13 protein-coding genes are annotated in these 15,532 nt (G+C 42.6%); all 13 read left to right on the top strand.

Going from position 1 to position 15,532, the window contains the following annotated elements:
- The 13 genes from ftsI (at position 1) to lpxC (ending at position 15,522) form a co-directional block, all read left to right on the top strand.
- Complete coding sequence (gene ftsI, locus AACV01_RS09675; RefSeq protein WP_004248565.1) at positions 1–1,797, top strand: peptidoglycan glycosyltransferase FtsI; 1,797 nt, start codon at positions 1–3, stop codon at positions 1,795–1,797.
- Positions 1,784–3,271, top strand: a complete 1,488-nt coding sequence (gene murE, locus AACV01_RS09670; RefSeq protein WP_017827190.1) for a UDP-N-acetylmuramoyl-L-alanyl-D-glutamate--2,6-diaminopimelate ligase — start codon at positions 1,784–1,786, stop codon at positions 3,269–3,271. Before ftsI ends, murE begins: the two co-directional genes overlap by 14 nt.
- A complete protein-coding gene (murF, locus tag AACV01_RS09665) occupies positions 3,268–4,650 on the top strand; it encodes a UDP-N-acetylmuramoyl-tripeptide--D-alanyl-D-alanine ligase (protein ID WP_161682781.1) in 1,383 nt (460 codons plus the stop codon). Before murE ends, murF begins: the two co-directional genes overlap by 4 nt.
- Positions 4,644–5,726, top strand: a complete 1,083-nt coding sequence (mraY, locus tag AACV01_RS09660; protein ID WP_004248563.1) for a phospho-N-acetylmuramoyl-pentapeptide-transferase — start codon at positions 4,644–4,646, stop codon at positions 5,724–5,726. Before murF ends, mraY begins: the two co-directional genes overlap by 7 nt.
- A gap of 1 nt (position 5,727) precedes the next feature.
- On the top strand, positions 5,728–7,038 hold the full coding sequence (gene murD, locus AACV01_RS09655; protein WP_004244118.1) for a UDP-N-acetylmuramoyl-L-alanine--D-glutamate ligase: 1,311 nt from the start codon (positions 5,728–5,730) through the stop codon (positions 7,036–7,038).
- Positions 7,038–8,231, top strand: coding sequence for a cell division protein FtsW (gene ftsW, locus AACV01_RS09650; protein WP_004244117.1), 1,194 nt, complete (start codon positions 7,038–7,040; stop codon positions 8,229–8,231). Before murD ends, ftsW begins: the two co-directional genes overlap by 1 nt.
- Positions 8,228–9,310 carry an undecaprenyldiphospho-muramoylpentapeptide beta-N-acetylglucosaminyltransferase gene (gene murG, locus AACV01_RS09645; RefSeq protein ID WP_004244116.1) on the top strand — a complete coding sequence of 361 codons (1,083 nt, stop codon included), beginning with the start codon at positions 8,228–8,230 and terminating at the stop codon, positions 9,308–9,310. The genes ftsW and murG overlap by 4 nt, the downstream gene beginning before the upstream one ends.
- 41 nt (positions 9,311–9,351) lie before the next feature.
- On the top strand, positions 9,352–10,815 hold the full coding sequence (murC, locus tag AACV01_RS09640) for a UDP-N-acetylmuramate--L-alanine ligase (protein ID WP_020946022.1): 1,464 nt from the start codon (positions 9,352–9,354) through the stop codon (positions 10,813–10,815).
- Positions 10,816–10,820: 5 nt separating this feature from the next.
- A complete protein-coding gene (locus AACV01_RS09635; protein WP_020946021.1) occupies positions 10,821–11,168 on the top strand; it encodes a hypothetical protein in 348 nt (115 codons plus the stop codon).
- A gap of 11 nt (positions 11,169–11,179) precedes the next feature.
- Positions 11,180–11,968: a cell division protein FtsQ gene (gene ftsQ, locus AACV01_RS09630; protein ID WP_012368234.1), complete on the top strand. Its 789-nt coding sequence runs from the start codon at positions 11,180–11,182 to the stop codon at positions 11,966–11,968.
- Positions 11,969–12,013: 45 nt separating this feature from the next.
- Positions 12,014–13,270 (top strand): cell division protein FtsA, encoded by a 1,257-nt coding sequence (ftsA, locus tag AACV01_RS09625; RefSeq protein ID WP_161682779.1) that lies wholly within the window; start codon positions 12,014–12,016, stop codon positions 13,268–13,270.
- A gap of 69 nt (positions 13,271–13,339) precedes the next feature.
- On the top strand, positions 13,340–14,506 hold the full coding sequence (gene ftsZ, locus AACV01_RS09620; protein WP_161682777.1) for a cell division protein FtsZ: 1,167 nt from the start codon (positions 13,340–13,342) through the stop codon (positions 14,504–14,506).
- A gap of 98 nt (positions 14,507–14,604) precedes the next feature.
- On the top strand, positions 14,605–15,522 hold the full coding sequence (lpxC, locus tag AACV01_RS09615) for a UDP-3-O-acyl-N-acetylglucosamine deacetylase (protein WP_012368233.1): 918 nt from the start codon (positions 14,605–14,607) through the stop codon (positions 15,520–15,522).
- Positions 15,523–15,532: the final 10 nt, after the last annotated feature.

Genomic DNA, 15,532 nt, shown 5'->3' with positions numbered 1-15,532 from the left:
ATGAAATTTTCACGTTCGGCAAAAGCGAAGACAAAGACAAAGTCAAATGCCAAACTCCGTAAACCTGAAGAAAAAACAGGATTTGTGAGTTGGCGTTTTGCGTTGCTTTGCGGTGGTATTGGTATTGCTTTAGCGGCGTTATTAATACGAGTTGCCTATTTACAGATTATTAACCCAGATCCCCTGATCCGCGAAGGGGATCTGCGCTCTTTACGTGTGCAAAAAGTCCCCACTGCTCGTGGCATGATAAGCGATCGTATGGGAAGACCATTGGCGGTGAGTGTCCCTGTATATGCTATTTGGGCTGATCCTAAAGTTGTGTTAGAAGCTAACCCTGATATGACCGATTCACGTTGGTTAGCACTTGCTGATGCATTAAAACTTCCCGTTAATCAAATTTCTCAAAAAATTTCTGCAACACCTTCCGCTCGTTTTATCTATCTTGCGCGCCAAGTTAATCCTGAAATTAGTGATTACATAAGTAAGCTGAAAATCAAAGGGATAAACATGCGCCAAGAGTCCAAACGCTATTATCCTTCAGGAGAAGTGACCGCTCACATCATTGGTGTTACAAACATTGATGGCGATGGTATTGAAGGGGTTGAAAAAAGCTTTAACCAATGGCTTACCGGTGCCCCCGGAGAGCGAGTTGTACGCAAAGATGGCTTTAACCGTGTGATTGAAAATATTGCTCAAACAGATAGCCAAGCTGCTCACAACTTAATGTTAAGCATTGATGAGCGTTTACAATCTGTTGTGTATAGAGAGTTAACCAATGCAGTCATTGAAAATAAAGCCGAATCAGGTACGGCGGTTTTGGTTGATGTCAATACAGGCGAAGTGTTAGCGATGGCAAATAGCCCATCCTATAACCCGAATAATTTAGCGGGAACGCCAAAAGATGCGATGCGTAATCGAGCTATCACCGATATTTTTGAGCCAGGCTCTACGGTAAAGCCGATGGTGGTTATGAGTGCGCTAAACAATAATATTATTAAAGAAAATACCGTTATTAATACTGTTCCTTATCGAATTAGTGGTCATCAGATAAAAGATGTTGCGCTTTATCGTGAGCTTTCGATAACTGGAATTTTACAGAAATCGAGTAACGTAGGGGTATCTCGCCTTGCGTTAGCGATGCCGGCGTCTGAACTGGTAGATGTTTATTCCCGTTTTGGCCTCGGAAAACCAACTAACTTGGGGCTAGTTGGTGAAAGTAGTGGCATATTTCCAATAAAAAAACAACGGTGGTCCGATCTTGAAAGGGCCACCTTCTCATTCGGATATGGGCTAATGGTAACGCCATTACAGTTAGCGCGTGTCTATGCAACTATCGGTAGTTTTGGTATTTATCGACCGCTTTCTATTACTAAAGTCGACCCTCCTGTACCGGGTACTCGCGTTTTTCCTGAAAAAGTCATGAGAACAGTGGTTCATATGATGGAAAGTGTCGCCTTACCGGGCGGTGGTGGCGTTCGTGCTGCGATCAAAGGGTATCGTGTTGCGATTAAGACCGGGACCGCGAAAAAAGTCGGCCCAGATGGAAAGTATATTAATGCCTACATTTCTTATGCAGCCGGTGTTGCACCGGCAAGCCGTCCACGCTTTGCCTTAGTAGTGATCATTAACGAGCCAAAAGCGGGCAAATATTATGGGGGTGCAGTTTCTGCACCAGTGTTTGGCACAATTATGGGCGCGGTTCTACGTACGATGAATGTAGAGCCTGATGCATTAACGCCAGACGATAAAAGTGAAATAGTGATTAATAAAAAAGAGGATACAAGTGGCAGATCCTAATTTAAGTGACCTATTAGGGGCACTCGGGATACAAGCACCGTCTTTAACGCTTAAAGACATGACACTCGACAGCCGAAAAGCCGCGAGTGGTGATCTGTTTGTGGCAATTAAAGGCCATGAAACGGATGGTAGACGCTATATTCCTCAGGCAATTGCACAAGGTGTTTGCGCTGTTTTAGCGGAAGCTGAAGGTATTGCTACTCATGGCGAAATTCGTGAAAGTCATGGTATACCCGTTATTTATATTGAAAACCTAAATTGTCAATTATCAAAACTTGCAGGAATTTTTTATCATCAACCGGCAGATAAATTAAAGCTGATTGGTGTCACTGGTACTAACGGAAAAACGACAACAACACAATTGTTAGCACAGTGGGCGCAAGGTTTAGGTGAAGTCAGTGCCGTTATGGGAACGGTAGGCAATGGGTTATTAGATCATATTGTTCCGGCAATGAATACAACCGGTTCAGCGGTTGATATCCAATTAGAATTACAGCAATTAGTTAATCAAGGCGCTACCTTTACCGCAATGGAGGTTTCGTCACACGGTTTAGTTCAAGGGCGCGTTAGTGCGCTACCTTTTGTCGCCAGCGTATTTACCAACTTAAGTCGCGATCACCTTGATTATCATGGTGATATGGCCAATTACGAACAGGCTAAATGGTTGTTATTTTCGACCCACCATAGTGGCGAAAAAATCATTAATGCTGATGATGCGGTAGGGCATAAATGGTTGACGCATCTACCCGATGCAGTGGCGGTGACTATGGCGGATAAATTGCCGGCAAATTGGCAAGGACGCTATGTGCAAGCAACACAAATCAATTACCATGATGCGGGTGCCACTATCCATTTTAATTCAAGTTGGGGAGAAGGTGAAATTGAAAGCCCATTAATGGGGGCTTTTAATGTCAGTAACTTACTCTGTGCTTTAGCTACACTTTTGGCACTTGAATACCCTCTTGATGCAGTGATTAAAGCTTCCAGTGCATTAACGCCCGTTTGTGGTCGTATGGAAGTATTTAGTGCGGATAATCGTCCTACGGTGATCGTTGATTATGCCCACACGCCAGATGCCTTAGAAAAAGCGTTACAAGCGGCACGCTTACACTGTACTGGCAAACTGTGGTGTATCTTTGGTTGTGGTGGTGATAGAGATAAAGGTAAGCGCCCACTAATGGGCGCTGTAGCAGAGCAGTTTGCTGATAAAGTGGTTATCACCGATGACAATCCACGTAGTGAAGAGCCACAAGCCATTATTCAAGATATCCTTTCTGGGTTAATGGATCCTGGTCGTGCATTAGCGATTGAAGGTCGAGCAGAAGCCGTGACGAATGTAGTAATGCAAGCCTCTCCCGCTGATATGATCTTAGTGGCAGGAAAAGGGCACGAAGATTATCAAATCGTTGGCACTCGCCGTCTTGATTATTCTGACCGATTAACTGTTGCACGGTTATTGGGGGTGATCGCATGATAGCGCTTTCTCTCGAAACCATTGCACAAGTCACTCAAGGCGTGTTGAGTACTATTACTCAAAGCCAAGCCAATCAATTAATGATCAAATCAATTTCTACCGATAGCCGTAAAATTGATGATGCTTGTCTGTTTATTGCTTTAGCAGGTGATCGTTTTGATGCTCATGACTTTATTGCTGATGTCAAACAAAAGGGTGCCGTTGCGGTTTTAGTTAATCGGAAAATCGATGTTGAATGTCCACAAATCATCGTAAAAGATACCCGTTTAGCAATGGGGCATATTGCCGCTTATATCCGTTCGCTTAGCAATGCTAAAATTGTGGCATTAACGGGCTCTTCGGGTAAAACATCCGTTAAAGAAATGACGGCTTCGATACTGCGTCACTGTGGTGAAACCTTATATACACATGGCAATTTAAATAATGATATTGGTGTTCCCCTGACACTCTTTCGTCTAACCCCTGAACATCGTTTTGCCGTGATTGAACTTGGTGCTAACCATATTGGTGAAATAGCCTATACCGTGGATATGGTTAAACCCGATAGTGCATTGGTCAATAATCTTTTTTCTGCACATATTGAAGGTTTTGGTTCCTTACAAGGGATTGCTCAAGCTAAAGGTGAAATATTCACTGGCTTAAAAGAGCAAGGCACAGCCATTATTAATCAGCAAAGTAATGATGTTGCGCTATGGCAACAGCATTTTAACTCACGTCAAACTCAGTGGTCTTTCTCTTTATCTGCAGACACTCAGGCCGATTTCTACCCAACGGATATCGTTGTTAATCAACTCACCACCGATTTTACATTGCATACGCCAGAAGGGTGTGTAGCAATCACCCTACCTTTACCTGGTCGCCATAATATTGCCAATGCGTTAGCCGCAAGTGCGTTAGCCTTGTCGGTAGGGGCGACATTAACGGATATTCAGCAAGGTTTAGCGGTACTGAAAGCCGTACCTGGCAGACTCTATCCTGTTGAATTAACAACAGGAAAAATAGTGTTAGATGATACCTATAATGCTAATGATGGGTCGATGATGGCAGGGCTGCAAGTATTATCTCAATTACCAGGATATAAAATCTTTGTCGCTGGAGATATAGCTGAACTAGGCGAGGATTCAGAAAAATGTCACCGTGACGTGGGACGTTTTGCTCATCAAGTCGGTATCGATCGGGTATTAACCGTGGGTCATTACAGCCAGTTTATTAGTCAAGAAAATGAAGGCGGTGAGCATTTTTCATTTAAAGCTGATTTGCTTACCCAATTAATTCCATTATTACAGCAGCATGATGTTGTTTCAGTTTTAGTAAAAGGTTCACGAAGCTCAGCAATGGAGGATATCGTGAACGCATTAAAGGAGTGCTTTGAATGTTAGTTTGGCTAGCCGAATATTTGGTTAAATATCATACATTTTTTAATGTGTTTTCTTATCTGACATTCAGAGCGATTGTTGGTTTATTGACGGCATTAATTATTGCGTTATGGATGGGACCCCATTTAATTGCATGGTTACAAAAAATGCAAATCGGGCAAGTGGTGCGTAACGAAGGCCCTGAGTCACACTTTAGCAAACGTGGTACGCCGACCATGGGTGGGATCATGATCCTATTTTCTATCGCTGTATCAACCTTATTGTGGGCGCGATTAGATAATCCTTATGTATGGTGTGTACTCTTGGTGCTAATTGGTTATGGCATCATCGGTTTTATCGATGATTATCGCAAAGTAGTGCGTAAAGATACTCGAGGCTTAATAGCGCGTTGGAAATATTTCTGGCAATCGGTATTAGCTTTAGCGGTTGCATTTAGTATGTACGCGATTGGTAAAGATACCCCAGCAACGCAACTTGTCGTGCCTTTCTTTAAAGATGTCATGCCACAACTTGGCATGTTGTATATCTTACTGGCTTATTTTGTCATTGTTGGCACCAGTAACGCGGTAAATTTAACCGATGGTTTAGATGGCTTAGCCATTATGCCTACGGTGTTTGTAGCGGCTGGATTTGCATTAGTTGCATGGGCTACAGGTAATGTCAATTTTGCCAGCTACCTAAAAATTCCTTATTTAATGCATGCAGGCGAATTGGTGATTGTTTGTACCGCCATTGTCGGCGCGGGATTAGGCTTCCTTTGGTTTAATACTTATCCTGCCCAAGTCTTTATGGGTGATGTTGGCTCTTTAGCATTAGGTGGCGCATTAGGTACTATCGCCGTGTTATTACGCCAAGAATTTTTATTAGTGATTATGGGGGGCGTGTTCGTTGTTGAAACGCTCTCGGTTATTTTACAAGTAGGTTCATTTAAACTGCGCGGCCAACGTATTTTCCGTATGGCGCCAATCCATCATCACTATGAATTAAAAGGTTGGCCAGAGCCTCGTGTGATTGTCCGCTTTTGGATCATCTCTCTTATGTTAGTCCTTATTGGTTTAGCGACATTAAAGGTACGTTAACATGGCAAATTATCAGGGGAAAAAAGTTGTTATCGTGGGACTAGGCATTACTGGTCTATCCTGCGTTGACTTTTTTATCCGCCAAGGTGTAACACCTAAAGTGATAGATACTCGCCAGCATCCCGCGGGTTTAGATAAGCTACCTGCTGATGTTGAGTATCATACGGGGAGTTTTCATCAAGTATGGCTTAATGATGCTGATTTAATTGTCTCAAGTCCGGGTATTGCGTTATCAACGCCTGAGTTAGTTGAAGCGCGAGATCATGGAGTGGAAATTGTCGGTGATATTGAGCTATTTTGCCGTGAGGCAAAAGCACCTATTGTGGCGATAACAGGCTCTAATGGCAAAAGTACCGTAACGACGTTGGTGGGGGAAATGGCTAAAGCTGACGGGATCCCTGTCGGTGTCGGTGGCAATATTGGTGTACCTGCTTTAACGTTATTAACACAGCCTTATGACTTATATGTCTTAGAGCTATCGAGCTTTCAATTAGAGACAACCTATAGCTTAACAGCGGCGGCTGCCACGGTATTAAATATTAGCGAAGATCATATGAATCGCTATCCGTTAGGATTAGAACAATACCGTGAAGCTAAATTACGTATTTATGATAATGCTAAAACCTGTGTCTATAACGCAGATGATGTTCTGACATTGCCTTTAGCTGGCAAAGATGCACGTTGTGTGAGTTTTGGTATCGGACAAGGTGATTATCAACTTGATAATACCAATCGTTACTTGAACGTAAATGGTGAAAATATTCTTGCCACTTCACAGATGTTCCTTTCTGGTCAACACAATTACACCAATGCATTAGCCGCATTAGCGTTAGCTGATGCGGTGGGAATTTCTCGTAAAGCATCACTGGCTGTTTTAAACACCTATCATGGCCTTGCTCATCGTTTCCAATTAGTTTACTCCCATAATGGGGTACGTTGGATCAATGATTCTAAAGCGACTAATGTAGGTAGCACAGAAGCAGCTTTAAGAGGGCTTGAAGTAGAAGGGACTTTGCACCTGTTGTTAGGTGGGGACGGTAAGTCTGCTGATTTTAGCGCGCTATTACCTTATCTCAGTGGCGATAATATTCGCTTATATTGCTTCGGACAAGATGGTCAAGCATTGGCAAATTTACGACCACAAGTCTCACAATTAACCGCGACTATGGAAGAGGCGATGCGATTACTTGCACCAACAGTGCAAACTGGCGATATGGTGCTACTTTCACCCGCTTGTGCAAGTCTAGATCAGTTTAAAAGTTTCGAACAACGTGGTGATGAGTTTGCCCGTTTAGCGCAGGAGCTTGGCTGATGAGTGTATACGCAATGCGAAGATTAAAACAGTGGCTGGTGGGAAGTTATCAAACAGATAACAGCGCGTTCGTGCCTTATGATCGCACTTTGCTCTGGTTTACATTCGGATTAGCGGTTGTCGGGTTTGTGATGGTAACCTCGGCGTCAATGCCTGTTGGACAACGTTTAGCAGAAGATCCTTTTCTATTTGCTAAACGTGACGGCATTTATATGATTGTTGCCCTTTGCCTTGCATTAGTGACAATGCGAGTGCCAATGGCGGTATGGCAACGCTACAGTAGCTTAATGCTGTTTGGTTCTATCTTGCTATTACTCGTGGTATTGGCAGTGGGTAGCTCAGTAAATGGCGCATCACGTTGGATTGCATTTGGGCCTTTACGTATTCAGCCGGCAGAACTTTCTAAATTGGCACTGTTTTGTTATCTCTCTAGTTATTTGGTGAGAAAAGTAGAAGAAGTGAGAAACAACTTTTGGGGATTCTGTAAACCTATGGGGGTGATGTTAATATTAGCCGTATTACTGCTATTACAACCCGACTTAGGTACGGTGGTCGTGCTGTTTGTGACCACATTAGCGTTGCTTTTTTTAGCCGGTGCAAAAATTTGGCAATTCCTCGCCATTATTGGTACAGGTATTGCCGCTGTTGTGATGTTAATTATTGTTGAGCCTTACCGTGTACGACGTATCACTTCTTTCTTAGAACCTTGGGAAGATCCTTTTGGTAGTGGTTATCAGTTAACACAATCCTTGATGGCTTTTGGACGCGGTGATCTACTGGGTCAAGGGTTAGGAAATTCAGTACAAAAGTTAGAATATCTACCTGAAGCTCATACTGACTTTATTTTCTCCATTTTAGCAGAAGAACTTGGTTATATCGGTGTGGTTTTAGTGCTTTTAATGGTATTCTTCATCGCTTTTCGTGCGATGCAAATTGGACGCCGTGCTTTGTTACTCGATCAACGTTTTTCAGGTTTTTTAGCTTGTTCGATTGGGATCTGGTTTACCTTCCAGACGTTAGTCAACGTTGGTGCGGCAGCCGGTATGTTGCCAACAAAAGGGTTAACGTTACCTCTTATTAGTTACGGTGGTTCGAGTTTGATTATTATGTCAACGGCTATCGTGATGTTGTTACGAATTGATTATGAATCACGCCTAGCACAGGCTCAGGCGTTTGTAAGGAGTCCTAAATGAGCGAACGTAAACGCCGATTAATGGTGATGGCCGGCGGAACAGGGGGGCATGTCTTTCCTGGATTAGCAGTTGCTCATTATCTGCAATCCCAAGGCTGGGATATTCGTTGGTTAGGAACTGCGGATAGAATGGAAGCACAATTAGTGCCTAAACATGGCATTGAAATCGAGTATATCCGTATTTCGGGTCTGCGAGGTAAAGGGGTAAAAGCGTTAATTGCGGCACCTATTCGTATTATAAAAGCGATTTTTCAAGCCCGCCGGATTATGAAGCGCTATCAGCCTGATGCCGTATTAGGCATGGGGGGCTATGTTTCTGGGCCTGGCGGTGTTGCGGCATGGAGCTGTGGCATTCCCGTTGTTTTACATGAACAAAATGGTATTGCAGGCTTAACTAATCGTTGGTTGTCAAAAATAGCCAAACGTGTGTTACAAGCATTCCCCGGTGCGTTTGCTAATGCGCCTGTTGTTGGTAATCCCGTTCGTGACGATGTCTTAGCACTTGAAGCGCCAGCAGAGAGATTAAAAGGCAGAGAAGGTGCTGTCCGAGTGCTGGTTATTGGTGGTAGCCAAGGTGCGCGTATCTTAAATCATACAATGCCCGTAGTGGCTGGATTATTAGGAGAGCGGGTTACAATTTGGCATCAGGCCGGCAAAGGGAGCGAAAGTGATACCAAATTACGCTATCAAAATGAACTTTCTAAAAATTCAGTTAAATCTGAGTATAAAGTTACTGAATTTATTGATGATATAGCGCAAGCTTATCAATGGGCAGATGTTGTTGTATGTCGTTCTGGTGCATTAACAGTTAGCGAGATTGCCGCTGCGGGGTTACCCGCTATTTTTGTTCCTTTTCAACATAAAGATAGACAGCAATATTGGAATGCATTGCCATTAGAAAATGCCGGTGCGGCGCGTATTATTGAACAGAATGATTTAACGCCAGAAGCGATAGCTGACACCCTAGAAAATTGGGATAGACATCAGCTAATGCTAATGGCAGAAAAAGCACAAAGTGTTGCGATTACGGATGCTACTGAGCGAGTCGCTAATGTAATTATCGAAGTGGCTAAAAAATAAACGTAACTTGTAACCATTAACTTAGAGTGAAGAAGTAAATAGTGAATACACAACAGCTGGCGAAATTAAGATCTTTTGTGCCTGAGATGAGAAAAGTTAGGCATATCCACTTTGTTGGCATTGGTGGTGCCGGCATGGGCGGGATCGCCGAAGTGTTGGCTAATGAAGGTTATGCAATCAGTGGTTCTGATTTAGCGCCTAATGTAGTCACACAACAACTCGTTGCATTAGGGGCGACAATCTATTTTAATCATCGCCCTGAAAATATTCGTGATGCTAGTGTTGTGGTGGTTTCTACCGCAATTAGTGCAGATAATCCGGAAATTATTGCAGCAAGAGAAGCGCGTATTCCTGTGATACGTCGTGCAGAAATGTTAGCGGAGTTAATGCGTTATCGTCACGGGGTTGCGATTGCAGGAACCCACGGTAAAACAACAACAACGGCGATGATTTCGAATATTTATGCACAAGCAGGATTAGATCCAACCTTTGTTAATGGCGGTTTAGTGAAATCAGCCGGTACCCATGCTCGTTTAGGTTGTAGCCGCTATTTAATTGCAGAAGCGGATGAGAGTGATGCTTCTTTCTTACATCTTCAACCTATGGTTGCAGTGGTAACGAATATTGAAGCTGACCATATGGACACTTATCACGGTAATTTTGATAATTTAAAAGAGACTTTTGTTACTTTTTTACACAATTTACCGTTTTATGGTCGCGCAGTGATGTGTATTGATGACGATGTAATTCGGTCAATTATTCCTAAAGTAGGGCGTTATATTACTACCTATGGTTTTAGTGAAGATGCTGATGTACGTATTACTCATTACGAACAAAAAGGTGCGCAAGGATTTTTCACTATTTCTCGTGAAGATATGCCTGATTTAGATGTGGTATTAAATGCGCCGGGACGTCATAACGCCTTAAATGCAACCGCAGCCGTGGCTGTTGCCACAGAAGAAGGGATTGCTGATGAGCATATTTTAGCCGCACTACTTAATTTCCAAGGCACTGGGCGTCGTTTCGATTTCTTGGGAAATTTCAGTCTTGATCATGTGAATGGCCAAGAAGGGGAAGTCATGCTGGTGGATGATTATGGACATCACCCAACAGAAGTTGATGCAACGATAAAAGCGGCACGAGCAGGTTGGCCTGATAAACGTTTAGTGATGTTATTTCAACCACATCGTTATACACGTACTCGTGATTTATATGAAGATTTTGCAACGGTGCTTAATCAAGTTGATATTTTATTATTAACCGATGTTTATGCAGCAGGAGAGGCGCCTATTCCCGGTGCAGATAGTCGTTCACTGTGTCGTACTATTCGTCAACGTGGCAAACTAGATCCGATTTGGGTTTCTGATGTTGAGAACATCTCCTCAATATTAGCGGGTGTATTAACAGATAATGATCTTGTTTTAGTTCAAGGTGCTGGAAATATTGGTAAAATAGCGCGTCGCTTAGCAGAAACAAAATTACAACCATCTTTAAGCGAGGATTAAGACGGATGTTTGAGCAAGTGAACATCATTTATGGTGAAATAGTTAAGAAAATGACTGTAATGGTGGGAGATTTTAGTCAAAAAGAGATCTTATTTGCGAAAAATACGATCGGTAATTCGCTTGCTCAAAGAGATGTGGGAAAAAATTATCAGTTAAAAGTAGCGAAATTTAAAGAAAAACTCGCTATTTTGACTTTTAAGGTAAATAATTCTCAACAGATTGAACAATTTAGTGATTTAATTATCAAAGCTAAAGGTATTTATAGAGTATATATATCTAGTGGAAGTATTAATCGTAGGAATATCGTACAAAAGAATAGCCGATTCTCTTATTTGAATGTTGCGCAGGGGTGAATGAATTTACTATGTCACAAGCAGCGCTAAATAATAAAGAGATAAAAGAGAAACGTCATTCTGATAGACCGAGTAATGGTAGCTATTTATCAGGATTAATCTTCTTCTTATGTGTGATTGCCACCATTATTTGGGGCGGAATACAAGTTGTGAATTGGATGAAAGATGCTAATCGTCTGCCGATATCAAAGCTTGTACTTACTGGTGAGCGGCATTACACAACGAATGATGATGTGCGTCAGGCCATTTTATCTTTAGGCCAACCAGGCACTTTTATGACACAGGATGTCAATATCATTCAGCAACAAATTGAACGTATGCCATGGATCAGGCAAGTGACCGTACGTAAACAATGGCCAGACGAATTAAAAATCCATCTGGTGGAGTATGTGCCATTTACCCGTTGGAATGACACACATTTTCTTGATAGAGAAGGCCGAATTTTCAGTCTGCCAACGCGATTGGAAACACAAGGAAATTACCCACTATTATATGGGCCGCAAGGAAGTGAGAAAATGGTATTAGCAGGTTATTTAGCAATGAGAGATCAGCTTCTTGCCAGTAATCTGAAATTAAAAGCAGCATCAATGTCAGCTCGTCAAGGATGGCAATTAGTCTTAGACAATGATGTCCGATTGGAGTTAGGGCGTAAGGATACCGAAAAACGGATTGCTCGCTTTATTGAGCTGTATCCTATCTTGCAACAACAAACTGACAAACGGGTTGATTATGTCGATTTACGTTATGACAGTGGTGGTGCAGTTGGATGGGCTCCTTTATTACTTGATGTGAATGAATAAACAAGACGTGGCAGATGACACGATGAAGGCGAAGGCAGAACAATAATGATCAAAGCGACGGACAGAAAATTAGTAGTTGGTCTTGAGATTGGTACGGCCAAAGTAGCCACCCTTGTCGGTGAGATCCTGCCTGATGGCGTAGTGAATATTATCGGGGTGGGAAGTTGCCCATCTCGGGGTATGGACAAAGGTGGCGTGAACGATCTCGAATCCGTCGTAAAATGTGTACAACGGGCTGTAGATCAGGCTGAATTGATGGCAGATTGCCAAATATCGTCAGTATATTTGGCATTATCAGGCAAACATATTAGCTGCCAAAATGAAATTGGTATGGTGCCAATTTCAGAAGAAGAAGTAACACAAGATGATGTTGATAGCGTGGTGCATACTGCGAAATCCGTCAAAATAAAAGATGAACACCGTGTTTTACACGTAATACCGCAAGAGTACGCCATTGATTACCAAGAAGGGATCAAAAACCCTGTAGGGTTATCCGGTGTACGTATGCAGGCTAAAGTACATCTGATTACCTGCCATAACGATATGGCGAAGAATATAGTAAAAGCAGTTGAGCGCTGTGGTTTAAAAGTGGATCAACTGATTTTTGCAGGACTGGCTTCAAGTTTTGCTGTGCTAACAGAAGATGAGCGCGAATTAGGTGTTTGTGTCGTTGATATGGGTGGCGGAACCATGGATATCGCCATATATACCGGTGGTGCATTAAGACATACTCGTGTCATTCCTTATGCAGGCAACGTTGTGACTAGCGATATTGCTTACGCTTTTGGTACACCACCAAATGACGCTGAAGCAATAAAAGTGCGTCATGGCTGTGCATTAGGCTCTTTAGTTGGCAAAGATGAAAATGTCGAAGTTCCAAGTGTCGGAGGTAGACCACCAAGAAGTCTACAACGGCAAACACTTGCTGAGGTGATTGAACCGCGTTATACCGAGCTTCTAAATCTTGTTAATGAAGAGATTTTGAGTGTTCAGGAACAATTACGTCAGCAAGGAATAAAGCACCATTTAGCGGCAGGTATTGTTTTAACAGGTGGTGCTGCACAGATAGATGGACTTGTTGAATGTGCTCAACGTGTTTTCCACACGCAAGTACGGATCGGTAAACCGTTAAATATTACCGGGCTAACAGATTATGCGCAGGATCCCTTCTATTCTACGGCAGTCGGGCTTTTGCATTACGGTAAAGAATCTCACTTTGGTGAGGAAACTGAAACCGAAAAACGCTCTGCAGTTAGTGGTTGGCTAAAAAAACTCACTGGCTGGTTAAAAAGAGAGTTTTAATCATCAGACAAATTTAAAAAGAGGTCGTTTGAGCAAGCGACCCTAAAAGGCACAAAACGGAGAGAAATTATGTTTGAACCTATGGAATTAACCAACGATGCGGTGATCAAAGTCATCGGCGTTGGTGGCGGCGGCGGTAATGCGGTTGAGCACATGGTTCGTGAACGTATTGAAGGCGTTGATTTCTTCGCGGTCAATACTGATGCTCAAGCATTACGTAAAACAGCAGTTGGACAAACTATCCAAATCGGTAATGCCATTACGAAAGGCTTAGGTGCAGGTGCAAACCCTGAGGTAGGCCGTAATGCTGCCGAAGAAGATCGTGAAGCGTTACGCGCTGCACTAGAAGGTGCGGATATGGTGTTTATCGCTGCGGGTATGGGCGGTGGTACTGGTACCGGTGCTGCGCCAGTCGTTGCCGAAGTTGCGAAAGAGTTAGGTATTTTAACGGTTGCTGTTGTGACTAAGCCTTTTAATTTTGAAGGCAAAAAGCGTATGGCATTTGCTGAGCAGGGAATTACTGAGTTATCTAAGCATGTTGATTCATTAATCACTATTCCAAATGACAAGCTACTAAAAGTACTCGGCCGTGGTATTTCGTTACTTGACGCATTTGGTGCGGCAAATGATGTATTAAAAGGTGCTGTTCAAGGTATCGCAGAACTGATCACTCGCCCAGGTTTGATGAACGTCGACTTTGCTGACGTGAGAACGGTGATGTCAGAGATGGGTTATGCCATGATGGGATCTGGTGCAGCTAAAGGCGAAGATCGTGCTGAAGAAGCCGCTGAAATGGCGATTTCAAGTCCATTACTGGAAGATATCGACCTGTCTGGCGCACGTGGTGTGTTAGTTAATATTACAGCAGGCTTTGACTTACGTCTTGATGAGTTTGAAACCGTCGGTAACACCATTCGTGCATTTGCATCAGATAACGCTACAGTGGTGATTGGTACTTCTCTTGACCCTGAAATGAACGATGAACTGCGTGTTACTGTGGTTGCTACAGGTATCGGCATGGATAAACGTCCAGAAATTACGCTGGTAACTAATAAGCAAAATCAACAAAACGCTATGGAAAATCGTTATCAGCAAATGCAAAATAGCATGTCCTCTTTCTCTACAGTAGAAGAGAGCAAGCCTGCAACTAAAGCGGTTAATGAACAATCTACTCAAGCTAACAAAGAGCCAGATTATTTAGATATCCCTGCTTTCTTAAGAAAACAGGCTGATTAATCGTCAAAAAGATTGGCATCTCCGCTTTTTGTGCTAAACTGTCCTGCCAATTATAAGTATAATAATTGGTAGGACGGATAATATTGCGAGATAAAATGATGATCAAACAACGGACATTAAAACGAATTGTACAAGCAACTGGTGTGGGGCTCCACACGGGTAAAAAAGTTACGCTTACAATGCGTCCGGCGCCAGCTAATACTGGGGTCATCTACCGTCGTACTGACTTAAATCCACCGGTGGATTTTCCAGCAGACGCAAAATCAGTTCGTGACACTATGTTATGTACTTGCTTAGTGAATGAAGATGATGTGCGTATATCAACCGTTGAGCATTTAAATGCAGCACTGGCTGGTTTAGGCATTGATAATATCGTAATTGAAGTGGATGCACCTGAAATTCCTATTATGGATGGCAGTGCAGCACCTTTTGTTTTCTTATTGCTTGATGCAGGTATTGAAGAGCTTCGCACTGCGAAAAAATTCATCCGTATCAAGGAAACAGTACGTGTTGAAGATGGCGATAAATGGGCGGAAATGCGTCCTTATAATGGTTTTAAATTAGATTTTACTATCGATTTTAACCATCCTGCTATCGATGCAAGTACTCAGCGTTATAAATTAGATTTCTCTGCTGAATCCTTTATGAGTCAAATAAGTCGTGCTCGTACATTTGGATTTATGCGTGATATTGAATATTTACAATCGAAAGGATTGTGTTTAGGCGGTAGCTTTGATTGCGCTATCGTGGTTGATGACTATCGTGTCCTCAACGATGATGGTTTACGTTTTGAAGACGAATTTGTTCGTCATAAAATGTTAGATGCAATCGGTGATTTATTTATGTGTGGCTATAACATTATCGGTGAATTTACCGCGTTTAAATCAGGTCATGCACTAAATAATAAATTGCTTCAAGCTGTTTTAGCAAAAGAGTCTGCTTGGGAATTCGTCACCTTTGAAGACGAAGCGAAAATGCCAGTGGCATTTAAAGCGCCATCGACAGTTTTTGCTTAATCGCTCAATT

This window comes from Proteus sp. G2609 (assembly GCF_963896135.1).
Taxonomy (GTDB): domain Bacteria; phylum Pseudomonadota; class Gammaproteobacteria; order Enterobacterales; family Enterobacteriaceae; genus Proteus; species Proteus mirabilis.
The sequence above is the reverse complement of the archived record's forward strand: the minus strand, read 5'-3'. Positions and strand labels throughout refer to the sequence as shown.

Bases quoted from the DNA above. Each gene is read 5' to 3' on its own strand.
- ftsI (WP_004248565.1), top strand. From the start codon at position 1: ATGAAATTTTCACGTTCGGCAAAAGCGAAGACAAAGACAAAGTCAAAT.
- murF (WP_161682781.1), top strand. From the start codon at position 3,268: ATGATAGCGCTTTCTCTCGAAACCATTGCACAAGTCACTCAAGGCGTG.
- mraY (WP_004248563.1), top strand. From the start codon at position 4,644: ATGTTAGTTTGGCTAGCCGAATATTTGGTTAAATATCATACATTTTTT.
- murD (WP_004244118.1), top strand. From the start codon at position 5,728: ATGGCAAATTATCAGGGGAAAAAAGTTGTTATCGTGGGACTAGGCATT.
- ftsW (WP_004244117.1), top strand. From the start codon at position 7,038: ATGAGTGTATACGCAATGCGAAGATTAAAACAGTGGCTGGTGGGAAGT.
- murG (WP_004244116.1), top strand. From the start codon at position 8,228: ATGAGCGAACGTAAACGCCGATTAATGGTGATGGCCGGCGGAACAGGG.
- AACV01_RS09635 (WP_020946021.1), top strand. From the start codon at position 10,821: ATGTTTGAGCAAGTGAACATCATTTATGGTGAAATAGTTAAGAAAATG.
- ftsQ (WP_012368234.1), top strand. From the start codon at position 11,180: ATGTCACAAGCAGCGCTAAATAATAAAGAGATAAAAGAGAAACGTCAT.
- ftsA (WP_161682779.1), top strand. From the start codon at position 12,014: ATGATCAAAGCGACGGACAGAAAATTAGTAGTTGGTCTTGAGATTGGT.
- ftsZ (WP_161682777.1), top strand. From the start codon at position 13,340: ATGTTTGAACCTATGGAATTAACCAACGATGCGGTGATCAAAGTCATC.
- lpxC (WP_012368233.1), top strand. From the start codon at position 14,605: ATGATCAAACAACGGACATTAAAACGAATTGTACAAGCAACTGGTGTG.